The organism is Pandoraea captiosa (assembly GCF_902459775.1).
GTDB classification, from domain to species: Bacteria; Pseudomonadota; Gammaproteobacteria; order Burkholderiales; family Burkholderiaceae; genus Pandoraea; species Pandoraea captiosa.
In genome coordinates this window covers 12,385-35,062 of sequence record NZ_CABPSQ010000023.1, presented here as the reverse complement: position 1 = coordinate 35,062, position 22,678 = coordinate 12,385, and the positions used below count along the sequence as shown (strand labels likewise).

Annotated in this window: 21 protein-coding genes and 2 tRNA genes; 18 read left to right on the top strand and 5 right to left on the bottom strand. The window is 63.5% G+C overall.

Features of this window, described 5'->3' with window-relative positions; genetic code table 11:
- Position 1: 1 nt before the first annotated feature.
- The 3 genes from PCA31118_RS26565 (at position 2) to PCA31118_RS26555 (ending at position 604) form a co-directional block, all read left to right on the top strand.
- Positions 2-77 (top strand) — tRNA-Lys (locus PCA31118_RS26565).
- A 54-nt stretch (positions 78-131) separates the two neighbouring features.
- Positions 132-207 (top strand) — tRNA-Lys (locus PCA31118_RS26560).
- A gap of 208 nt (positions 208-415) precedes the next feature.
- Positions 416-604 carry a glycine zipper 2TM domain-containing protein gene (locus PCA31118_RS26555; protein ID WP_174990617.1) on the top strand — a complete coding sequence of 63 codons (189 nt, stop codon included), beginning with the start codon at positions 416-418 and terminating at the stop codon, positions 602-604.
- 165 nt (positions 605-769) lie between these two features.
- On the opposite strand, the gene PCA31118_RS26550 is transcribed toward PCA31118_RS26555, so the two are convergent.
- A complete protein-coding gene (locus tag PCA31118_RS26550) occupies positions 770-1,132 on the bottom strand; it encodes a hypothetical protein (RefSeq protein ID WP_150627918.1) in 363 nt (120 codons plus the stop codon).
- Between the two features lie 361 nt (positions 1,133-1,493).
- Here PCA31118_RS26550 and PCA31118_RS26545 point away from each other — a divergent pair, with 361 nt between their 5' ends.
- From PCA31118_RS26545 to pdxY, 5 genes are all read left to right on the top strand, one after another.
- Complete coding sequence (locus PCA31118_RS26545; RefSeq protein WP_150627917.1) at positions 1,494-1,763, top strand: ubiquitin family protein; 270 nt, start codon at positions 1,494-1,496, stop codon at positions 1,761-1,763.
- A gap of 178 nt (positions 1,764-1,941) precedes the next feature.
- Positions 1,942-3,087, top strand: a complete 1,146-nt coding sequence (locus tag PCA31118_RS26540) for a beta propeller repeat protein (protein ID WP_425495409.1) — start codon at positions 1,942-1,944, stop codon at positions 3,085-3,087.
- A gap of 383 nt (positions 3,088-3,470) precedes the next feature.
- Positions 3,471-5,117: a methyl-accepting chemotaxis protein gene (locus PCA31118_RS26535; protein WP_150627916.1), complete on the top strand. Its 1,647-nt coding sequence runs from the start codon at positions 3,471-3,473 to the stop codon at positions 5,115-5,117.
- Positions 5,118-5,437: 320 nt separating this feature from the next.
- Positions 5,438-7,534, top strand: coding sequence for an elongation factor G (gene fusA, locus PCA31118_RS26530; protein ID WP_150627915.1), 2,097 nt, complete (start codon positions 5,438-5,440; stop codon positions 7,532-7,534).
- Positions 7,535-7,706: 172 nt separating this feature from the next.
- Positions 7,707-8,567: a pyridoxal kinase PdxY gene (gene pdxY, locus PCA31118_RS26525; protein ID WP_174990616.1), complete on the top strand. Its 861-nt coding sequence runs from the start codon at positions 7,707-7,709 to the stop codon at positions 8,565-8,567.
- 95 nt (positions 8,568-8,662) lie between these two features.
- Here the strand turns inward: pdxY and fghA are convergent, their stop codons facing one another.
- Entirely contained in the window at positions 8,663-9,517 is an 855-nt protein-coding gene (fghA, locus tag PCA31118_RS26520; protein WP_150627914.1) for an S-formylglutathione hydrolase, read from the bottom strand.
- A gap of 321 nt (positions 9,518-9,838) precedes the next feature.
- Here fghA and PCA31118_RS26515 point away from each other — a divergent pair, with 321 nt between their 5' ends.
- The 8 genes from PCA31118_RS26515 (at position 9,839) to PCA31118_RS26480 (ending at position 16,443) form a co-directional block, all read left to right on the top strand.
- On the top strand, positions 9,839-10,792 hold the full coding sequence (locus PCA31118_RS26515; protein WP_150627913.1) for a winged helix-turn-helix domain-containing protein: 954 nt from the start codon (positions 9,839-9,841) through the stop codon (positions 10,790-10,792).
- Between the two features lie 88 nt (positions 10,793-10,880).
- Positions 10,881-12,545 carry a glycoside hydrolase family 18 protein gene (locus PCA31118_RS26510; RefSeq protein WP_150627912.1) on the top strand — a complete coding sequence of 555 codons (1,665 nt, stop codon included), beginning with the start codon at positions 10,881-10,883 and terminating at the stop codon, positions 12,543-12,545.
- Positions 12,542-12,742 carry a hypothetical protein gene (locus PCA31118_RS26505; protein WP_150627911.1) on the top strand — a complete coding sequence of 67 codons (201 nt, stop codon included), beginning with the start codon at positions 12,542-12,544 and terminating at the stop codon, positions 12,740-12,742. The genes PCA31118_RS26510 and PCA31118_RS26505 overlap by 4 nt, the downstream gene beginning before the upstream one ends.
- A 452-nt stretch (positions 12,743-13,194) precedes the next feature.
- Positions 13,195-13,401, top strand: coding sequence for a hypothetical protein (locus PCA31118_RS26500; protein WP_150627910.1), 207 nt, complete (start codon positions 13,195-13,197; stop codon positions 13,399-13,401).
- 169 nt (positions 13,402-13,570) lie between these two features.
- Positions 13,571-13,759, top strand: a complete 189-nt coding sequence (locus PCA31118_RS26495; RefSeq protein WP_023596398.1) for a hypothetical protein — start codon at positions 13,571-13,573, stop codon at positions 13,757-13,759.
- A gap of 451 nt (positions 13,760-14,210) precedes the next feature.
- Positions 14,211-14,528: a hypothetical protein gene (locus tag PCA31118_RS26490; RefSeq protein WP_150627909.1), complete on the top strand. Its 318-nt coding sequence runs from the start codon at positions 14,211-14,213 to the stop codon at positions 14,526-14,528.
- A gap of 218 nt (positions 14,529-14,746) precedes the next feature.
- Positions 14,747-15,484: a GntR family transcriptional regulator gene (locus tag PCA31118_RS26485; protein WP_150627908.1), complete on the top strand. Its 738-nt coding sequence runs from the start codon at positions 14,747-14,749 to the stop codon at positions 15,482-15,484.
- 11 nt (positions 15,485-15,495) lie between these two features.
- Positions 15,496-16,443, top strand: coding sequence for an AEC family transporter (locus tag PCA31118_RS26480; protein ID WP_150627907.1), 948 nt, complete (start codon positions 15,496-15,498; stop codon positions 16,441-16,443).
- Between the two features lie 25 nt (positions 16,444-16,468).
- Here the strand turns inward: PCA31118_RS26480 and PCA31118_RS26475 are convergent, their stop codons facing one another.
- A complete protein-coding gene (locus tag PCA31118_RS26475; RefSeq protein WP_246190449.1) occupies positions 16,469-17,551 on the bottom strand; it encodes a GGDEF domain-containing protein in 1,083 nt (360 codons plus the stop codon).
- Positions 17,552-18,973: 1,422 nt separating this feature from the next.
- Between PCA31118_RS26475 and PCA31118_RS26470 the strand changes: the two genes are divergently transcribed.
- Positions 18,974-19,177, top strand: coding sequence for a cold-shock protein (locus tag PCA31118_RS26470; protein WP_039399001.1), 204 nt, complete (start codon positions 18,974-18,976; stop codon positions 19,175-19,177).
- 280 nt (positions 19,178-19,457) lie between these two features.
- Here the strand turns inward: PCA31118_RS26470 and purT are convergent, their stop codons facing one another.
- Positions 19,458-20,660 (bottom strand): formate-dependent phosphoribosylglycinamide formyltransferase, encoded by a 1,203-nt coding sequence (gene purT / locus PCA31118_RS26465; RefSeq protein WP_150627906.1) that lies wholly within the window; start codon positions 20,658-20,660, stop codon positions 19,458-19,460.
- 208 nt (positions 20,661-20,868) lie between these two features.
- Complete coding sequence (locus tag PCA31118_RS26460) at positions 20,869-21,567, bottom strand: TetR/AcrR family transcriptional regulator (protein ID WP_150627905.1); 699 nt, start codon at positions 21,565-21,567, stop codon at positions 20,869-20,871.
- Positions 21,568-21,757: 190 nt separating this feature from the next.
- On the opposite strand from PCA31118_RS26460, the gene PCA31118_RS26455 reads away from it, so the two are divergent.
- The gene (locus PCA31118_RS26455) at positions 21,758-22,657 is read left to right on the top strand and encodes an SDR family NAD(P)-dependent oxidoreductase (RefSeq protein ID WP_150627904.1); all 900 of its coding nucleotides are present in this window, start codon (positions 21,758-21,760) and stop codon (positions 22,655-22,657) included.
- Positions 22,658-22,678: the final 21 nt, after the last annotated feature.

The following is a 22,678-nucleotide window of genomic DNA, read 5'->3' as shown; positions in this document are numbered from 1 at the left end:
CGGGGCGTTAGCTCAGTTGGTAGAGCAGCGGACTCTTAATCCGTAGGTCGAGTGTTCGAGTCACTCACGCCCCACCAAAGCATCACGAGAAGGCTGCGACGCTTGCAGCCTTTTTTGTTCCCGGTAGCACCGGGGCGTTAGCTCAGTTGGTAGAGCAGCGGACTCTTAATCCGTAGGTCGAGTGTTCGAGTCACTCACGCCCCACCAGATGCATCGCAAGGGCCGCACATTGTGCGGCCCTTGTTGTTTTCGCCCCCGTCCCGCCCCCCCCGCCTTCGCATGCCTGCCCCGCACCTGTCGTCCCATTCCTACAGGCAATTCAGTCGCAGCCGATAGTGCGCGCATTCCCTGCGCTCTATGCTGGACTTATGTCGCCGTGCAACGCACGGCCGACACTGGCTACAGGAGACGCATCATGCAAATGGCGAAATCGATTCTCGTTGTCATCACGGCGCTCGCGATGGGGTCATCCATCATGGGGTGCACGTTGGGTGGCGCAGCAGCGGGCGGCGTCATCGGTCACGAAGCGACCGGCGGCAGCACCGCCGGCACCATCGGTGGCGCTGTCGTGGGCGGTGTCATCGGCCACGAACTCGGCAAGTAATCCCGCTCGCCCCACTCGCCCCACTCGCCCTACTCCCCCGTTCCCCAATTCCGCTTGAAAGCTAGAAATCGCGTCCCGGCCTGCCAACGGCAAGCCGGGATTTGCCTCGTCAGCTTCGCCTGATTCCGTCGATATCCGTTAGCGTGATCTTCGCGATCTGTGCCATTAGCGGCCCACGATGTACAGCGGTGCGTTCGCGCCGAAGCTGTACAGTATCAGCACGTCGCCGATGAGCGCATCGCCTGCCGCCCTCGCTTGCGCGACACTCTCATAACGCCTCGCCTGTGCGGTGCAGGTCACGTAGTGACGGTGACCTCCCACCGCCAGGTCGTGCTCGCGACCGACGAATGCAGCCTGCCTCACGCTCCAGACGAAGTGCCCCTCGCATTTCGCGAGTTCCGGCGGACGCTTGATCGCCGGATCCAGCGTCGTCGAATCTTCCCCTGCCCGATGCAAGCGCCATTGACGCCTGATTGCACCATCGTTCCACCGCCCCATACCAATGTCCTTGCCTTTGAGTCTTGCCATCACTCCCCTCCTCGGATATTTGCCTGCGGCACCGCGCTCGCGGGCACTTTGATAATGGTGACCAATAACGAGGTGAATGGGGTTGGGGAGTGTCCGATATGCGATGCCACACCCTACGATCACGCTCCACGCGCACCGAAACTCGTCGTGCGTCATGCAAAGGACACCAAATCGCGCCCTGCATCCAACGCATGGCCGCTAGCTGCGTTATTTCCCGCCATACATAGCGCGGCGCATGCACAACAGCACGGGAGCTGACACCGCGTAGCCAATGTGCAAATGATCCTCATTGTCTACACTGAAAGCCTCACTGACGCGGACCGTCCGGCGTTTCCCGCAGACGGCACTCGACGACAACGACATGGCGACCGTCACTTTCGCACCGGCAATTCAACGACACGTCCCCGTGGACGAACAGCAGGTCAAAAGCAGCGACGTGCACGATGCGCTCGCACAGTGCGTATCGCGCAAGCCGGCGTTGCGTGGTTACCTGTTCAACGATCAGGGCCGGTTGCGCGCGCACGTCGCCGTGTTTGTCGATGGCCATCTGATTCGGGATCGTCTGACGCTGCGCGACGAACTCGGCGCTGCCAGCACCGTGTACGTGGCGCAGGCGCTGTCAGGCGGATAGTCACGATGCAACGACACAACGACACGCCGGGCGCCTGAGCACGGGACAACCGTCGACGAATTTCGGATACACATTCCCGGCATGCATGCAGGCACAAACGCAGGCATTCCCCATCGACACCAGAGCCACGCAGGTATTCGTCACACGACGATCCTCGCGCCAGCCAAGGAGGAGCAACATGGAACATGTCATCGGTGCGACGTTACTGGTCGCGACGCGCAAGGGATTGTTCACATGGGCGCGGGAAGGCGCAGTCTGGCGAATGACGTCGAGCACCCCGGACTTTCCGGGAGAACCGGTCAGCATGGTGCTGCATGACGCGCGCGACGGCACCGACTACGCCGCACTCAACCTGGGACACTTCGGCGTGAAGCTCTGGTGTCGTGCTCGCGACGAAACAGCATGGACCGAGTTGCCGCCTCCGGCCTTCGCGCCGCAAACGCCGACGACGGCGCAAACGTCATCCCAGAGCGGGTCGCCCGATAGCGCGTCAGCCGATGCGCAGGCGCCCTCCGTCGATCTGCTCTGGTCGCTGGAAGCGGCGGGCCCGGATGCGCCTGGCGTATTGTGGGCCGGCACCATCCCGGGCGGCCTGTTCCGCTCGGGAGACCATGGCCGCACCTGGCATCTGGTCGAGAGTTTATGGAACCGCCCGGAGCGCGCGGCGTGGATGGGCGGCGGGTACGACCATGCGGGCATCCATTCGATTTGCATCGATCCCCACGACAGTCGTCAGGTGATCGTCGCTGTGTCGACCGGGGGTGTCTGGCGCACGAGAGACGGTGGCGACACGTGGGCGTTGGCCGCCTCCGGCATGGAGGCCGATTACATGCCCCCGGAGCGACGACTCGATCCGAATGCGCAGGACGTCCACCGACTGGTGCAGTGTCGCGACGCACCCAACGCGCTCTGGGCGCAACATCACAACGGCATTTTCCGCACGCTTGACTACGGCGCATCGTGGCGGCGCATTCAGGCGGCGCCGTCGAGCTTCGGCTTCGCCGTCGTGGTGGATCCGCACGACCCGGATGTCGCATGGTTCGCGCCGGCGCAACGCGATGCGTGCCGAATCCCCGTCGACGCACGACTGGTCGTCACGCGCACGCGCGACGGCGGCCAGTCCTTCACATCGCTCTCGCACGGATTGCCGGAAACCCCTTCCTACGATCTGATTTACCGGCACGGACTGGACATCGACGCCACCGGGCGAACGCTCGCCATGGGCTCGACGACAGGCGCGCTCTGGGTAAGCGATGACGCCGGCGAACAATGGCACAGTCTGTCGGCCCATCTGCCACCCATTTATGCCGTTCGTTTTGTCTGAACCTTCTAAATTTCGCCGTCAGGGTCTCTGACGGCGGTCATCTCACCTGAACGTCGCCACCACGTCGTCTTCATGCCGTCTTCGTGTCGTCGTGGCGGCGTCACCCCGTCGCTGCTTTCCCCCGTCCGGTTGTAGGAAGAACTTCAGTTCCGATATTTCCTGTCGTATATGAAATCAGACGGACTGGCTTCATCGAATCCCCCCGTCACGCGTCGCCGGACATGTCACACGTGTCGAGACCGGCGCGTGGGCCACGGTCGCGTCACGCCTTACCCCCTGGTAGCGACGCGCGCCGTGGCAACGGCGACCACTCCTCGAAACGCCGACAGCTTCACGTCACCCGTGTTGTCTTGGCATCCAATATCTATAAGGAGTCAATTTCCATGCGCATCGCCGATCTGAAGATCCGAACCCGACTGTCCATCGGCTTCGGTACGTTACTTGTTCTGCTTCTCAGTATGTTGATCGTGGCATTGGTACGCTTCGTCGCCATCGAGCGCGCCAACGAAGAACTGCTCACCAGCGCGTGGGCGAAAGCCGATGCAGCGCACACGATCGACGCGATGGTGCGGGGCAACGCGCGCCGCCTGCTCGAGTTTTTCACCACGACGAATCCCGCCCAGCGCACGACGTATAACGAGCGCATCGATGCCAACCTGGCGCGCATGAGCGAAGCGCAGGCCTTGCTGGACAAGTACGTCACCACGGAAAACGGCAAGCGGCTCACCAAGGCCATTCGCGAGCAGAACGAAGCCTTCAAGAAGGCGCGCATCGCGGTCGTTGCCGAACTCGACGCCGATCAGCGCGAGACTGCGCTCGGCATCGTGCAGCAGCAGGCGCTGCCGGCGCTCGACGCCATGCAGAATGAAGCTGTCGAGCTGGTCACCTTCCAGAAAAAGATTCTCGACGAGACAGGCGCGGCAACGAGTGCCGACATCGCATTCGCCAAGCTCCTGCTCGTGGTATTGGGCGCACTGGCGGCGGTCGTCGGGATCGTCGCGGCCTGGTCGGTCACACGCAGCATCACGCGCCCGATCGCGCGTGCAGTCGAAGTCGCGCAACGGGTGGCGCAAGGCGATCTCACGAGTCGCATCGACGTGACGAGCCGCGACGAAACGGGGCAACTGATGGCCGCCCTCAAACACATGAACGAAAGTCTCGATCAGATCGTGCGGCGCGTGCGCAGCGGCACTGCCGCGATTACGTCGGCCTCGGGCGAATTGCTCGCCGGCAACACCGATCTGTCGTCGCGCACCGAGGAGCAAGCCGCATCGCTCGAAGAAACTGCGTCGTCGATGGAGCAGTTGACGGCGACCGTCAAACAGAATGCCGAGAATGCCCGGCAGGCGAGTCAACTGGCGGCGAACGCGTCGGAGATCGCCGGGCAAGGCGGTCGCGTGGTCGACGGTGCCGTACGCTCGATGCAGGAGATCGCCGACAGCTCGACGAAGATCAACGACATCATCGGCGTGATCGACGGTATCGCCTTCCAGACGAACATCCTCGCGTTGAACGCTGCGGTGGAAGCCGCGCGTGCCGGCGAACAGGGGCGCGGCTTTGCCGTCGTCGCCGGTGAAGTGCGCACGCTGGCGCAACGCAGCGCCGCCGCTGCCAAGGAAATCAAATCACTCATCGAGACGTCCGTACACAAGGTGCAGGACGGCTCGACACAGGTCCGTGACGCCGGTCGTACCATGACGGACATCGTGCAGGCCGTCCAGCGCGTGACCGACATCATGGGGGAAATCTCGGCAGCGTCGAGCGAACAGTCCGGCGGCATCGAGCAGGTCAACACGGCCGTCATGCAAATGGATCAGGTCACGCAGCAAAATGCCGCGCTCGTCGAACAGGCAACGGCGGCGGCCGGGTCGCTCGAAGATCAGGCGCGCAACCTGCGCGATGCCGTGGCCATCTTCCGCTTACCCGGAGGAGACTCGGTAAGCGCCGAAGACGACGCTACCCCGGACGCCCTCGCTAACGGGCCGCGCGGCGCCGTGCTGGCGTTTTCACGTCAGCGCCAGGTCGCCTAGCGACCCCGTACGCTGCGACGATGGGTCGGCGCGCCCGCCGGGGTTTTCGCCCCGGCAACGCACGATCCCATTTTCCGTCGCACCCTCACACGCCCCGCCGATTCGACGGGGCGTTTTCGTTGGCCGATCGCGCGGATCCCGGGGGCAACATGCCGCATTCGTCAGCCCCTTGCACGCCCCCAAGCGGGGTGCGAGCACCGGCTGCAAAGCCGCGTGAGTGCTGGCCTTGCGGGCAATGTAGCGCTCAGCGCGTTCACCCGACATTGGAGTATGATGGCTGCTCCTATGCTTTTTCCCCACCGTCTGAAAAGAGGTGCACTGTGGCCCGAAAGACCCCCATCGAGCGCTACCGAAATATCGGCATCAGCGCTCATATCGACGCTGGCAAGACAACGACGACCGAGCGGATTCTGTTCTACACGGGCGTCAACCACAAGCTGGGCGAAGTCCACGAAGGCGCTGCCACGATGGACTGGATGGAGCAGGAACAGGAGCGCGGCATCACGATCACGTCCGCAGCGACGACCTGCTTCTGGCGCGGCATGGCCGGCAACTTCCCCGAACACCGCATCAACATCATCGACACGCCGGGACACGTCGACTTCACCATCGAAGTCGAGCGCTCGATGCGCGTGCTCGATGGCGCGTGCATGGTCTACGACTCCGTCGGCGGCGTGCAGCCGCAGTCGGAGACCGTCTGGCGGCAGGCCAACAAGTACAAGGTGCCCCGCATCGCGTTCGTCAACAAGATGGACCGCGTGGGCGCCGACTTCTTTCGCGTGCACAAGCAGATTCACGAACGCCTGCGTGGCAATGCCGTGCCGATCCAGATTCCCATTGGCGCCGAGGACAACTTCCAGGGCGTGGTCGATCTGGTGAAGATGAAGGGCATCGTCTGGGACGAGGAATCGAAGGGTGTGAAGTTCGAGTACGTCGATATTCCGGACAACCTCAAGGCCACGGCGCAGGAATGGCACGAGAAGATGATCGAGGCCGCTGCCGAGGCCAGTGAGGAACTGCTCGAGAAGTATCTCGGCGGCGACACGCTCACCGAAGAGGAAATCAAGGCCGGGCTGCGCAAGCGCACGGTCGCGGGCGAGATCGTACCGATGCTGTGCGGCACGGCCTTCAAGAACAAGGGCGTGCAGGCCATGCTCGACGCGGTCATCGAGTACCTGCCCTCGCCGGTGGACGTGCCCGCGATCGCCGGCCATGACGAAGACGACAAGGAGATCGAGCGTCACCCGTCGGATGACGAACCGTTCTCCGCCCTCGCCTTCAAGATCATGACCGACCCGTTCGTCGGCCAGTTGATCTTCTTCCGCGTGTACTCCGGCGTCATCGAGTCGGGCGGCACGGTGCTCAACCCGCTCAAGGGCAAGAAGGAGCGTCTGGGGCGCATCCTGCAGATGCATGCGAACACGCGCCAGGAGCTCAAGGAAGTGCGCGCGGGCGATATTGCGGCGGCTGTGGGGCTGAAGGAAGCGACGACGGGCGACACGCTGTGCGACCCGAATCACGTCATCATCCTGGAAAAGATGGAGTTCCCGGAGCCGGTGATCTCGCAAGCCGTCGAGCCGAAGACCAAGGGCGATCAGGAAAAGATGGGCCTCGCGCTCAACCGTCTGGCACAGGAAGATCCGTCGTTCCGCGTGCAGACCGACGAAGAATCGGGGCAGACGATCATCTCCGGCATGGGCGAGTTGCACCTGGAAATTCTGGTCGATCGCATGCGCCGCGAGTTCGGTGTGGAAGCGACCGTCGGCAAGCCGCAGGTCGCCTACCGCGAAACCGTGCGAAAGAAAGTCGAAGACGTGCAAGGCAAGTTCGTCAAGCAATCGGGCGGGCGCGGCCAGTACGGCGACGTGGTCATTACGCTCGAACCGGACAAGGAAAAGCCGTACGAATTCGTCGACGCCATCAAGGGTGGCGTGGTGCCGCGCGAGTACATTCCGGCCGTCGACAAGGGCATTCGCGAAACGCTCAATAACGGCGTGGTCGCCGGATACCCGGTCGTCAACGTGAAGGTGACACTCACGTTCGGTTCCTACCACGACGTGGATTCGAACGAAAACGCATTCCGCATGGCCGGGTCCATGGCCTTCAAGGAAGCGATGCGCAAGGCCGACCCCGTGCTGCTCGAACCGATGATGGCCGTGGAAGTCGAGACCCCCGAAGAGTTCATGGGCAACGTGATGGGCGATCTCTCGGGACGTCGCGGCATCATGCAGGGCATGGACGACATCGTGGGCGGCGGCAAGATCGTTCGCGCCGAAGTACCGCTCTCGGAGATGTTCGGCTATTCGACGTCGCTGCGCTCGCTCACGCAGGGGCGCGCCACGTACACGATGGAGTTCAAGCATTACGCCGAAGCGCCGAAGAATGTGGCCGACGCGATCGTGACGTCGAAGAAGTAAGGTCGTCAGTGAGGTAGTACGCGCCCTACGTAGGGACGGCAAGGCAAAATAAGCCGTTACCTGCGTCACCGGCGGTCAACGCCCGCATCGGAAACGCCTTTGTCTTAGGATCAGGGACGTGCCGCTCGCGGGCGTTGTGTTTTATTACCCGTATTTGCCCCTCGTCTTCATCATGATGAAAAACGTCCTCAGCATTCAGTCCCACGTGGTGTTCGGCCACGCCGGCAACAGCGCTGCCGAGTTCCCGATGCGACGTCTCGGCGTCAACGTCTGGCCGATCAACACCGTACAGTTTTCCAATCACACGCAGTACGGAAAATGGACGGGACAGGCGCTGCCGAGCGATGAAATTCTGAAGCTGGTCGACGGCATTGCCGACATCGGCGAACTGGTCAATTGCGACGCCGTGCTCTCGGGCTATCTGGGTGCGCCCGAGCAGGCGAGTTTCGTGCTCGCGGCGGTGCAGCGCGTGAAATACGCCAATCCCGCCGCGATCTATCTTTGCGACCCGGTGATGGGACATCCGGAAAAGGGTTGCCAGGTCAAGCCGGGCATCGAACAGTATCTTGTCGAGCATATGCCTGCGGCGGCGGACATCATTGCGCCGAACCATCTCGAACTGGAAAAACTCTCGCAGCATCCCATAGACACGTTCGACGATGCGCTGGCCGCTTGTCGCGCCCTGCTCGCTCGTGGACCGAAGATGGTGCTAGTCAAGCATCTGGAATACGCGGGCAAGCCATCGGACAACTTCGAAATGCTCGTTGTCACGCACGACGAGGCGTGGCACGGCACACGTCCGCTGTATCCGTTCTCTCGGCATCCCGTGGGCGTGGGCGACCTGACTTCCGGCGTGTTTCTCGCTCGGCTGCTCAAGGGCGATACGGTGCGCGCGGCGTTCGAGCACACGCTGGCCGCGGTCGATGCGGTGCTGGCCGCGACACACCTCGCCGGACGCTACGAACTGGAGATCGTGCGTGCGCAGGACGAGATCGTCACGCCGCCGCGCCGTTACGAAGCGCGGGCGGTGTGACGTCAACGAGTCGTCGTGCACGCGCCTGGTAAGCGCCTGGTAAGCGCCGGGTAAGCGCCTAACAAGCGCTTAACAAGCCTCGCTCCGGCGATCGATCAGTAGGCCCGCAGATGTTCGGCGTGATGTGACAGATGATCTGCCATGAACGTCTGGATGAAGTAATAGCCGTGGTCGTAACCTTCGTGGCGGCGCAGGTTCAGCGGCTGTCCGGCTTCACGGCAGGCGCGCTCGAAGATGTCCGGATGCAGTTGGGCCTCGAGGAACTGGTCGCTGAGGCCCTGATCGATCAGGATGCCGCCCGGGAACACCGCATGCGCGGCCTTGGCGATGAGTTCGCTCGCATCGTACTGTCGCCACGTCTCGCGATCCGTGCCGAGATATCCCGTGAACGCCTTCTCTCCCCACGGGCAATGCATGGGTGCCGCAATCGGGGCAAAGGCCGACACCGAGCGGAACTTGCCGGGATTGCGCAGCGCAAGCGTCAATGCGCCATGACCGCCCATCGAGTGTCCGAAGATGCCGATACGCTCGGCATCGATCGGCAACGACTGCGTGACCAGACCGTATAGCTCGTCGACGATGTAGCTGTACATGCGGTAATGCGTCGACCACGGCGCCTGCGTGGCGTCGAGATAGAAGCCCGCGCCCACACCGAAATCCCACGCATCGGTCTCACCGGGCACGCCTGCCCCGCGCGGGCTGGTGTCGGGCGTAATCAACGCCACGCCGTGTTCTGCGGCGAGCCACTGCGCGCCACCCTTGATCATGAACGTCTCTTCCGTCGACGTGAGCCCCGCGAGGTAGAACAGCGCGGGCACGACGCGACCGTCGCGCGCTTGCGGCGGGATGAAGACGGAAAACCGCATCGGCAAACCGATCACGGACGACGTATGACGATAAAAGCGCTGCGTGCCGCCGAAGCAACGGTGTTCGGAAATGAGTTCGAGCATGGCGAAATCCGGGTGAGTGCGAGAAGTCGGTCAATCAGTGAACCACTGAAGTCGGAAGGGGCTGCGACCGGCGCCGATGCCGATGCAGGAAGGACATCGCGGCATGACGGCGTGGCGGGCGGCGCCCCTTGCCAGATATGGCCGTTATCTTACCTCGCGATGCGACGAGTGACATTGGCTAGGCACCGGGCGAGCGCAGCGCGCATGTCGCGTACCCCGGGGTCGGGAAGCTATGTCGCGCTTTCTGCGGTTTGACGCCTTGTGACAGGCGAATGGGCGTCGCTACGGTTGGCGTCCCTTCCTCGTTACCCGGAGCGCGCCATGCCGATGCCACCGTTCGACCTCGACGACGTCACCAATCTCGTGCAACACCATGGCATATCTGCCCGCCTGTCGGAGCAGGAAAAGCGTTTGCTGGTGCACCTTGCCGCACGCCCCGGCAAGGTCTTCGACAAGTACGCCCTGATGGAGGCCCTCTGGGGACAGCGCGCGCAGTGGATGGAAGACGCCGCCCTGGTACAACTCGTTTCCCGACTGCGACGCTCGCTGGCGCCGCTCGGCTTGCATCGCGCCATCGTGACCGTCGCTCGCGTGGGATATCGCTTCGATATGCCGGTCGCTTCATTGGCTTCAGCGACTTCAGCATCCTCAGCAACTTCAGCGGCGTGCGCTTCGCGGCAGGCCGAACCGGATGGACCGGATGAACCGGGCAATGCAGACGTCATGACACCGGCAGCGCCCGCTCACCGGCAGACCGATGCCAGCACGGCGGGGCTGTCAATCGCCGACGCAACCGCCCGCATGTCGACCGCGCCTGCGCTCCTGCATGGCGTCGCGCGCGACGGACACGGCGAAGTGCGCCGTCAAGGTGTCACCGTTCGGATTCCGCAGATCGAGTACCGCTTACTGTGCGCGCTGCGGTCCCCCCCGCATGTCGCCCATGACAAACGTACGCTGATCGCCACGCTTTGGCCGGGGCGCCCCGATCAGGACGATACCAATCTGATGCAAGTCGTCTCGCGTCTGCGGCGCCGGCTCATTCCGCTGGGCCTGCATGGCCACATCGTGACCGTGCCCCGCATTGGCTATCGCTTCGAACCCTGCCACGAGCCGGGGAACGCCTCGTCGACGCGGACCGCGGGCACCCCCTCCGAAACCTCGTCTCCTGCATCCGGGCGCTGGCGAACGGGGTTTGCGGCAGCGCTCCTGAACGCGCTGCATCGTCTTGGCCCCCTGACATGCCTGACACGTCGTTTGCGCTGGCGACGCCGATAAGCGAGCGCGACGCTGATCGTGCCGAAGCCAACGCGGCAAGCGCCGCCCGGTGACGGCAATCGTCCCTTCACTTTCAGGAGCTTGTCGCATGTCTGAATCGTTCGAATCATCCAAGCCGTCCCAACCGGGCCGACAGGGCCAACCCGCAACACCCTCCCACCCGTCCGCCAACGCCAATGCCAACGCGTCGCGTGCGCTCGATGCAACGCCACTTCCTTTGGATGCCTCTGCGAGCCAACTGGTGTTCCCGAGTGATCCGCACGAGGGCGCGACCGAAACGACCTACGCGCAGAATGGCTTCGATCCTGCCGTCAGCACGACGCAGTTGTCGTACACATCGGCGCGTGTCGCCCGCCGCGTCTACAACCGCTATGCCAGAAATGCGTATGAGCTCTCCGGCTACTACACCGACTGGTCGCAATACGACGGGCGACTCGACGGCGACTTCAGCAACGAGGCGGCCGGGCGCGGTGTCGATCTGATGTTGCTCGATCCGTTCGCCTACGACCGGCTCGTCGTCGGCTTCGCAGGGATCGTCGGGGATCACGGCGAGAAGGCGCAGACGATTGCGCGCGCGGCCACGGACTTCTCCCGCAAAGCGGATCAGGCGACGTTCGTCGACAGTTGGGGCGACGTGCTCGCGTATCGCAACTGCGGCTTTTCCGGCTGGGTCAGCAACGACGTGATCCCGATGTTCCAGCAATCGCGTGCGCAGGGGGTGTTGGGCGGCTTGCGTTTGCTGCACGCGAGGAACCCCGCGCTGAAGCTGGCCCTCGCCATTGGCGGCTGGACAATGAGTCAGGCGTTTCATGGTCTGGCCGCGAGTCGCGCGAGACGCAAGACGTTCTGTGCGAGCGTTGTCGATCTGCTCAAGCGCTTTCCGATGTTCTCGGAGATCAATCTCGACTGGGAATACCCCGGCTCACCCGGCAACGACGGCAACCTTTACGACGACACCGACGGTCCGAACTACGCCGCGCTGGTGAGCGATCTGAAGACCGCGTTGATCGCCGCCGGACGCAAGGACGTCGAGATCTCGATTGCCGCCTCGGCCAGCGTGGCCGACATGCGCAAAGCCAATCTCCCCGGGCTGATCGCAGCGGGCGTCTCACGCATCAACCTGATGACGTACGACTTCTTCGGCACGCCGTGGGCGCCTGCCCTCGCCCATCACACCAACCTGCACGACACGAATCCGGCCGACGCCGGCGGCTTTTCGATCGACCGCGCCGTGACGTGGCTGCGTCAGGCGGGGGTGCCGCTCGCCAAGGTACATATCGGGTATGCGGCTTACTCGCGCAACGCACTCGACGCACAAATCACCCAGGTCAGCGGACTCTCGGGCACGTACTCGCCGGGCACCGACGTGACCGTCGGCACGTTCGAGTCGGGCACGACCGAGTACTACGACGTGCTGCGCAATTACCTCGATCTGGAAAACGGGACGACACGCAACGGCTTCGTGCTCTACACCGATCCGGTGGCCGACGCGGATTTCCTCTTCCATCCATCGACCGGCCTCTTCATGTCGCTCGACACCCCGCGCACGGTGCGCGCCAAGGGAGACTACGTCAAACGCAACGGGCTCGGGGGGCTATTCACCTGGACGATCGATCAGGACAACGGCGTACTCGCCAACGCGGCGCATGAGGGTTTGGGGCATCGCGTCACGGTCGCCCACATCGACATGTCGCCGTTCTATTTCGGCGGGAAGACATCGCTCGACGATTCGCCCGAGGAGGACCGCGCATGAACTTCCTCCTGTCCCGGCTGCTGGAACCGTCGACCTGGGCCGGTCTGACGGGACTGGCGGTGTCGCTCGGCACGTCTCCCGACGTCATGCATGAGCTTGCGCAGGCAGGTGCGGCACTGGCCTCGCTCGCGGCAATGGCCTTGCCCGAACACGCCACGCCTCGCCCGCCGAACGACCGCGTCTCCGGGCAGCCGTAAGGTCGACTGCCGACGTTGCGGCTGTCGTCGACATCGGTGTGCTTGTCGCTGTCGTGATGCGTCCGACATGGGCCCGGGGCCTCGTCGCCACTGGCTCCCGGCTCATGTCACTAAAAATGTCACGATTTCTAAACTTTTCGCTGCGCGCGTCGCTATACGTTAGAGGACACGCCGCAGCGTGTTGCATTGCGTCGCACTGTGAAGTTTTGGGAAGCCCTGGAAAGTTGTCACATTGACACGCTAAGATGCCGACGACGTAAAAAACGGCATTGCGAGACACCCCGAGGCCCCCGCCCGTCAGGCAGTTGCGGCAACGAAGTCCCTCAGCATGCAAAACAGAAGCGTCGCGCCGGCATCGCTCGCACTGCCCGCTCTTCGGGTCAGTCTGCGCAGATGCACGATGCGATGACGCACCATAAAGACCAGATTCACCAGAGATTGACCGGGGCCCTATGAAGCTGATCCTGCTGGCGCTTGCCGCCTCGCTTTTTACGCTCGTGATGATGGTGCAGGCGCGCAGCGAAGCGAATGATGTCGCCATCTCGAAGTCCACCGCACAACCTGTCGGCATCAGCGTGGGCGAGCGAGCGCGCACCCGCAAGGACATGGCGATGTGGAACGCGCGCCGCAAGATGCATGCCGTGCGCCAGGAAGACTGAGCCGCCATCTCACGAACTGGCGAGCCTGCCCGCGGGGGGCACGACGTACCCGTTTGCGCCGGTCGCATCGCCCTTTCCCATAGCAGCAACATGCTGCGACGCACCAAATTTGGGCATCCTCCGACACCGTCCTATAGTGGAAAGGCACTTAGGAGAGGAGACAAGAACGATGCCCGCATTCCACTTCAATCTCTACGACCTGACCTTGTTCCTGCCCATGGCGGTGGCGGGTGCGCTGCTCGTTGGGGGTATCCCCGTCGCCACGCGAACCACACGCTACAGCCTGCGTGCCGTTGGCGCGGTGGTCGGTGCGCTTGTCGCGTTCCTTGTGGTGGAGGCATTGCCCGTGCTCGTGTAGTCGGCACGCCCCACGCAACGTGAACCGGAGGAAGGTCTTGGGCGCGCGCCGCGCGCGGTGAGAGGCTTTTCCTGCGAATTCTTCGGTCATCGCGGCAGACATCCTGGCGTGTCGTCCCGACTCGCCGCGACCGGCAGTCATCGCGCTGTCATGGCTGCACCGTAAGCTGACTGACGGCAACTACGGTTGCGCTGTCACCCTCTCTGTTGCGCCGCCGGCCCGCTCGGCGGCATTTTTTTATGTGGCTGGCGGCCCCCGCGACAGAGATGCCCCCTGCGGCCACCGGTCGTCATCGACGGGCGACGCCTCTCGCATGTCTTGCCCGTTTTCCCGTTTTGTGGCGACGGGCACCGCCCCATCGCCTACAATCACCGGAAGTGCAACGCATACGCGTGTGCGCACAGTACGCTTGGCTGGCGCCACGCGCCACGCCTACACAGGAGGTCTGCGCATGTCCGACGCGTTCTCCCGCGCCTTCGCCGTCGTCGTCAATCAGTACCGTTCGCCGCGTCAGTACACGGTTTCCGTGGAGCGAGCCAGCGAGATGATCGCCAAGAACATCGGTCTGTTCTCCGACGGTTTCGCCGCCGAGCCTCACCTGATCGTGGGCCTTTTCGAAACGGAAGCCGAGGCCTGGGCGCTCGCCCGGCGACTTCAACGCACGCGCACCACGATGCAGGCCCTGCTTCAGACGCCTGCGCGCGCCGCCGCCTCCACCTCATTCACCACCCCCTCGATCTCGCCGCCGGCCCTGGACGCCAGCGAGTAAGCGTCCCGCGACCTTCCGCCATCGCCCGCCCCCGCCCGCGACCTTCCGCCGCCTTCCGCCATCGTCCGCCGTCGTCCGGTTTTTGCCTCCCGCTTTTCATCCCCTGCCCTTTGCGCTCGCCTGCTCGAAAAACTTGTGCCGGGTGGTGCTCTCAGGCGTAGAATTCGGAATTCCAGATATCACGATCCCGACAAACGCCGGGAGATCCCCCGCCGCCCATGTCGCCGTCCATGTCGTCACCCATCGAATCCGACACCCCCATCGCGCCGCTCTCCCCGCTGACAAGTTCACCGGTGCTCATCGAGCAGGTGTACGCGCGCTTGCGCGATGCGATCGCCGATCTCACGCTGCCGCCTGGCGAACGCATTCGCCAGGCCGAGCTGGCCGATTCGCTGGGCGTGTCGCGTCAGCCCGTGAGCCACGCGTTGCAGTTGCTCAAGCGAGACGGACTCGTGTGCGAGAGCGGACGTCAGGGACTGGAGGTGGCGCCCATCGATGCGGACCATCTGCGCCAGCTTTATCAGGTGCGCACCGCGCTTGACGGTTTGGCCGCGCGACTCGCGGCCATGCGCCGGGCGCAAGGCGCCCTTCCTCAGGACACACTCAAACGTCTGCAAGATGCCGTCGCTGCCGGCATGGCCATGACGCGCGGCACACCGGTGGCGAAACAGGTGCGTGTGGAAGTCGCATTTCACACAGCGCTGCACGATGCGTCGGGCAACCCGCTGATCGGGCAGACGGTCGCGCCGCAGTGGCCCCACATCATGCGCGCCATGGCCGCCACGCTCGGGACGTTGCCGATGCAAGAGGTCGTCTGGCATGAGCATGGCGAAATCGTGGCGCGCATCGCCGCGGGCGACGCCGATGGCGCGGAACGCGCTGCCCGCGAACATACCGAGACCGACGGCGGCAATGCGCGCCGCGAGTGGCTGGCTCGTCTGACGCAACCGGAATGAATTCCTGACTCATGCAAGCCGTCATCTCCGCCGCCTTCCCCGTCTTCGGGCTGATCTTCCTCGGCTATCTATGCGCACGCCGGTCGTGGCTCGGCAACAGCGCCCTCGACGCCCTGAATCGATTTGTCGTCTACCTCGCACTGCCCGCCGTACTGTTCCAGTCGATGGCGCAAATCACCTGGGCAGAACTGGTCAATCCCGGGTTTCTGGGGGCATTCGGCGGGGGCATGGCGGCGACGTTCGCGCTGTCGTTTGCGCTCGACCGAGCCGTGCGCGGACGGCTCACCGACGCGAGCATCGAAGGCATGGGCGCGGCCTACCCGAACGCGGGCTTCATGGGCTTGCCGCTTTGCCTCGTGGCGTTCGGCCCGGCGAGCGTTCCAGCGGTGGTCGTCGCCATGTTGCTCACGGCGACGGTGCTCTTCGCGATCTCCATTGCGATCATCGAAACGGATCTTCAACCCATGCCCGACTGGCGGCGCACCGCCCGATTCGTGACCCGCGCCCTCATTCGGAATCCGCTGGTCGTCTCCCCGTTCGTCGGCATGGCCTTCGCGGCAGCGGGTATCGCCCTGCCTGCGCCAGTGCTCCATTTCACGACGCTGCTCGGCGGCGCCGCAAGCCCCTGCGCGCTGGTGGCCATCGGCATGTTCCTCGCACAGAGTGCCGGCGCCGCGAAGGAGCCACGCATTGCGCGTGCGGTCGGACGTCTCGTCGGCCTGAAGCTGGTTTTCCAACCGGCAATCACCGCATTTCTCGCGTTTCGCGTGTTCGACCTCCCCGCTATTTGGGCGCATAGCGCATTGCTGCTCTCGGCACTGCCCATCGGCACGGGACCGTTCATGCTCGCGCAACTCTACGGGCGTGAAGCCGCTGTCGCCTCACGCGCCATTTTGATTTCCACGGTGCTCTCGGTGGTGACGGTGTCGCTGCTGATCGGTTGGTTCAGCGTGCGATGACGGTTGGTGCGCGTACGCGACGCGACTAGCGAAGGCTCACCGCCGGGGCGACGACCACGCGATCGCGGCCGGAGCGCTTCGCGGCATATAGCGCCGCGTCGGCGGCGCCGAGCATGCGCATGGGCAGCGTTTCCGGATCGGCGACATCGCGCGGATCGACGCTGACCAGACCAATAGAGATGGTGAGCGGCACGAGCGTGCCGTCGTCGTCGGGAACTTCCAGGCGCGACACCGCGCGACGCACGCGCTCCGCCACCGTCCCCGCCCAGTTCTGCTCCGTTTGCACGAGCAACGCGGCAAACTCTTCCCCACCGTAACGCGCGAGGGTGTCCGTCACGCGCAACTGCGCGCGCATGCACGCGCTGGCCGCGCGCAACGCGCGGTCGCCAGTAGCGTGACCATGACTGTCGTTGACCCGCTTGAAATGATCGATGTCGATGAGCAGGCACGCGAGCGGCGCGCCGTAACGGGCCCCCCGAACGACTTCTTCGCGCAAACGCTGATCGAAGTAGCGGCGGTTGGACAACCCTGTCAGCGGGTCGGTCAGGCCGATGCGCTTGAGACGTTCGCGATTCCACATGTTCTCGAGGCACACCGCGACGACCGCACCGAAGCGCTCGAGGAAGTCGGTCGCCATCTCGGGCGCAAAGCGACGGGCGTCGCGACTGCCCAATGCAATCGCGCCGATATACCGCCCGTTGCGAGCCAGCGGCATGACCACGGCACTCGCCGGTGCGCGCTCACCGAACAGCGGCGCGTGACGCTCGCGCGGCGCGCCGATCCAGAGTTGGCCATTGCCGCACACCGCAGCGAAGGTACCGGCGTCCTGCGCGATGCACAGGCCAGCGTCGAGCGCACGAATGCCCTCGGCGGTATCGATGAGGTCACGCAGCGTGTCGTCGACTTCGGCGAGCATCAAACGCACGCCCGACAAATCGAAATCATGGCGAAGACGATTGAGCACCACCTCCAGGAATTGCCCGAAATCCGGCGCGCCCATGAGGGCCAGTTCGATGTCCTGAAAACGTTTTAGCGAACGCTCATTGCGCTGCACGGTCGCCAGCAGCGATTGCAGGGTGTCGAGCGTCGGTGCCTGATTGGATGCCACGTAAGGTCTCGAAAGACACGCGGCACTGCGCGGCCGCCTAGCGTGTTTGCCTCACCATGATGACGTCACGACGGGTCTTGTTGCAATGCCGCCGTGAGCCGACCATGAGGCCGTTAACGGCACGCGTGCGTCAAATTTAAGGGTGATGAGAATCATTTTTGCTACCGCGAAACCGAGCGGTGACGCGCGCTTTGCGCATGCTAGGGAAAGTACCTAGGCCCAACGATTGCAATGCGGCAACGCACAAAATTCGTCCAGTTTGGTGCATGACGACAGTTGGGCGGGCGGCCGACCGTCGTTCGTCTCGACACAGCATTTTTGCGGCCCTACAATCGCGCCCGCCCGATCACCGGCATGAGGGGCATGAGAGGCATGACGAGACCGTCGGGTGCGTCCATTTCCGCTCGGCCAGTGACAGACAGGGCGTGCCGTCCGGCATCCGCCTTTGTGCTCAACCCACCCTTGCCGGGCGCTTTCAATTCCACGGAGACACGGTTGTCCAAGTTCTACTCGCGCACCCTGCGCAATGCGTACGTTGTCCTTTCGACATTTTCACTGGCGCTCGCTGCAATGATGGCGCCGTCGGCATACGCCGCGACGGCAAAGGATTCATCACAGGCGTCGCATGCCACACATGCAGCACGAACGAAGTCTGCGCGTCACGCGACACGCACTCCACAAGTACGCCACACGTCACAGCCGAAAGCGCATATGACGCCGCATGCGTCCAAAGCAAAACGCAGTGCGGCATCGAAAGCACTGCATCGTCACAGCGCGAAGTCTGCTTCGCTGAAAAAGAAGCACCTCTCAAAAACATCAGGTACGCATCGCGTTGCCGATCGCAAGCGCACCACCTACGCAATGAAGCATCGAAAGTCTGCCAAACGCGCATAGTGCGGTGACACCCCGGTGAAACCGTTGCGTGACGGCACACACGTTGTGCCTGCGCCACATGACGTAAAGCAGGCGTGCTGTCGCGCAAAATATTTTCGCCTCGTGATTTGCGTGTGGCCAACGCCATGACCGTCTCACTTCACCGGGAAGACTTCCCGGCAAACGGGAACGAGGGACGCGAAAGTCCGTCAGTGCTCAGCGCGTGCTGCGCTATGACGGCAACGCGCAGAGCACCGCGCGACGCGACGTTGCGAAATCGATTCGACCGGCCGTCCGGTCATGCCGAATGCATGTCGCATCGCAGCGAAAAATGGCTGGAAACTGGCGTGGATCAACAATCCCACAGTTTCCCTGCTTGACACCTTCCCACCTTTCCCGTAAAAAAACGGGTGCATGAACGTTGTATGGCGAGTCTTGTGTCATCTAATGTCGCCCTCTGCGTCAACTCGGTTGTACCTGATCAGCTTTAATGTCATGCGCTCGCTGAGCATCTCGCTCGCTCATTTGAAAACTTTAAGGATTTAAGAAATGGCAACTGGTACCGTCAAGTGGTTCAACGACGCCAAGGGTTTTGGTTTCATTACGCCGGACGAAGGTGGTGAAGATCTCTTCGCTCACTTCTCGGAAATCCAGGCAAAGGGCTTCAAGTCCCTGCAAGAAAACCAGAAGGTCAGCTTCGAAGTGAAGATGGGACCGAAGGGCCGTCAAGCCAGCAACATCCAGCCCATCTAAGGTCTGATGCTTCGCTGAGCGATCGCTAACGCGGTCGACGCGCCTCGGGCGGTGCGCTAACCCTAGCCGCTGCCCGAACTGAAAACCCCGCTCAGGCGGGGTTTTTTCGTTTCCGTGGAGGGTTGGCGCCATGCGGCTCGTCGCGAAACGAAAACGGGCATCGTAAGCCGAAGCCTACGACGCCCGCTTGCTGCCTTCTTGCTGCCTTCTTGCTGCCTTCTTGCTGCCCGCTTGCTGCTACTAACGCATGTGACGACAACTGCCTTGTGCCGTCAAACGATCAGACTGCACGCGGCTTCACACGGCTTGCCGCTTCCACCGCGTTGCTGCGGGCAACGTCGAGGTTCTCGTCGTAAGCGAGCGCCACACCCATACGACGCTTTACGAAACTCTCCGGCTTGCCGAACAGGCGGATGTCGGTCTGCGGCACCTGCAACGCCTGATCGACACCATCGAAGACAATCCCCTTCGCATCCACCCCGCCGTAGATGACGGCACTCGCACCCGGCGTCTTCAACGTGGTGTTGACCGGCAGGCCGAGAATCGCACGCGCGTGAAGCTCGAACTCGTTTTGCCACTGCGTGATCATCGTCACCATGCCGGTGTCGTGGGGACGCGGACTGACTTCGCTGAACCACACGTCGTCGCCCTTCACGAACAGTTCGACACCGAAGATGCCCTGCCCGCCGAGATTGTTCGTCACCTCACGCGCGATCACGCGCGCGCGCTCAAGCGCAACCGACGACATCGGATGCGGCTGCCAGCTCTCCACGTAATCACCGCTGACCTGCTTGTGCCCGATCGGTGCGCAGAAGTGCGTTTCGACTTGCGCGTCCGCTCCCCGTGCACGCACGGTCAGCAACGTGATCTCGTAATCGAAGTCGATGAAGCCTTCCACGATGATGCGGCCGTGGCTCACGCGACCGCCCGCCATGGCGTAGTCCCACGCGGCCTTCACGTCGGCTGCGCTGTCGATCTTGCTCTGCCCTTTGCCCGAACTGCTCATCACAGGCTTGACGATGCACGGATAACCGATGCCGCCGTCGATGGCCGCTTGCAATTGTTCGAGTGAATCGCAGAACTGGTACGGACTCGTGGGCAGGCCCAGCGTCTCGGCGGCCAGACGGCGGATGCCTTCACGGTCCATCGTCAGGCGCGCGGCGCGCGCCGTCGGGATCACGCGCACCACGCCTTCGGCTTCCAGCGCTTCGAGCATGGGGGTGGCAATCGCCTCGATCTCGGGCACGACGAGATCCGGTTTCTCGGCTTCGATCAGCGCCTTGAGCTGCTCGGGGTCCGTCATCGCAATCGTGCGCGCGTGGTGCGCGACCTGCTGGCCCGGCGCATTTTCGTAGCGATCGACGGCAATCGTCTCGACACCAAGGCGCTGCAATGCGATCAGCACTTCGCGACCGAGCTCGCCTGCGCCCAACAGCATGACCTTCGTCGCATTCGGCGACAGCGGGGTTCCGATAGTGGTCATTTTCGACCTTTGGAGAGTGAGAAATGAGTGAGGACGACCGGCATCGCAAACCTGTGGGTGGCTCGCCGCATGAGGTGTCGTACGCGAAAGGCGTATTGTAGCGAGCCTGCACGACGATGCGGCACTTCCCTTCTTGCGAAGTGCGCACACGGCAATGTGTGCAATGTGCGCCATGTGCATGACAGGCACGGCGCGGCGTGTCGGCGGATCAGGCCAACGCACCGCCAAGCACGCGACGGCAACTCGCCACCATGCGCGCCTGGGGGTCCTGATAGCCCGTGAGCACCCACGCCGTGCCAGCGTTCGTCATGGCGCCGACAAGCGCCAGGCCGACGATGCGCGCCTGTGCCTGCGCCTCGTCGTCAAGCGGCGCGGACCTCTGCGTGACAGGCGTCATGGCAAGAATGAGCTTCGCGAACTCGAAGATGTAGCGTTGGTACGTCTGATCCGTCTCCGGGCTTACGCCCATCACTTCGAGCAGTAACACCCGCGCCGCGTGAGGATTGCGCAAGAACGCAAAGAAAGCATTCAGCCCCGCGTCCAGGCGCGCCTCGAGCGTCGGCTCGCTCGCAGCAATGGCGGACTGCAACTGCCCGAGCAACGCTTGCGCGTGGTGCGCGTACGTCGCTCGCAGCAAGTGCTCCATGTTGTCGAACGCCGCATAGAAGTACCGGTCGTTGAGCCGGGCCAGCCCGCACACCGAGCGCACGGTGGCCCGGCGAAAGCCGAGCGTGCCGAACACTTCGGTGGCGGCGTCGATCAGCGCCGCACGGCGCGCCTGGTCGCGCTGCGCCTGTCCCACACCGCCATAGCGCCGCCCGGGCGCGGCGGGATCGCGTTGATCGCCCTCAGCGCCCATCGTCATGTCCTTCGATTCGAGTCCCTGTTCCATTTCGCTATTTGACATCACTGCGACGAAAAACTAAAGTGGTGACACGCAACACCAAAATAATTGGATGAATTGCCGGATGAATTGCCGGATGAATTGCCGGACGAATCTTTTCAAGCGATTCATCGGCGACACGGGCGCGCTCGCCGGGCGCGCTCGATAGCGGCACGCACGACCGTCGATGCCGCGCCGCCACGGAGACAGCGCAATGAAGACGTTCACTGACAAGGTCGCCGCCATTACCGGGGCAGGATCCGGCATGGGCCGCTCGCTGGCGCTTGAACTGGCGCGTCGGGGTGCGCATCTCGCGCTGTCCGATATCGACGAGGCGAGTGCCGCCGCCACCGCAGCCGCCTGTCGCGCGTTGGGCGTGCGTGTCACGTCGCAACGTTTGGATGTGGCCGAGCGCGAGGCCGTCTTCGACTGGGCACGTGAGACCGTCTCAGCGCACGGCAAGGTCAATCTCGTCTTCAATAACGCCGGTGTCTCGCTATCGGTGCCGGCCGCGACAGCACGACACGACGATCTGGTCTGGCTCATGAACATCAACTTCTGGGGCGTCGTTCACGGCACGCAGGCGTTCCTGCCCTACCTCGCCGCGTCCGGCGAGGGTCACATCGTCAATACGTCGAGCCTGTTCGGCATCATCGCCATGCCCACCCAATCGGCCTACAACGCCAGCAAGTTTGCCGTGCGCGGCTTCACCGAAGCGTTGCGCATGGAGCTCGATCTCGCGGGCTCGCCGGTGTCGTGCACGTGCGTGCATCCGGGCGGCGTCGCGACGAACATCGTGGCGGCGTCCCGCATCGACGACAGCATCACCGCATTGACCGGCGTCGACCCGCAGACGCACCGGCGCCGCGCCAACAAACTCATCGATGTGACAAGTGCGGACGCGGCGGCGCGCCAGATCCTCACCGGTGTGGCGCGCAATGCGCGGCGCGTGCTCGTCGGGCCGGACGCACGCCGCGTCGACAAGCTGGCCCGCCTGCTGGGGGCGAGCTATCAGACGTTGGTCGTGTGGTTCTACCGACGCGCCGCCATGTCGGCAAAGCGCTCGCGAAGCAGTGCTGCGGCGACCGACGCCTCTACGCCATCCACGAACTGATGCAGCGCCAACCGGAGGACA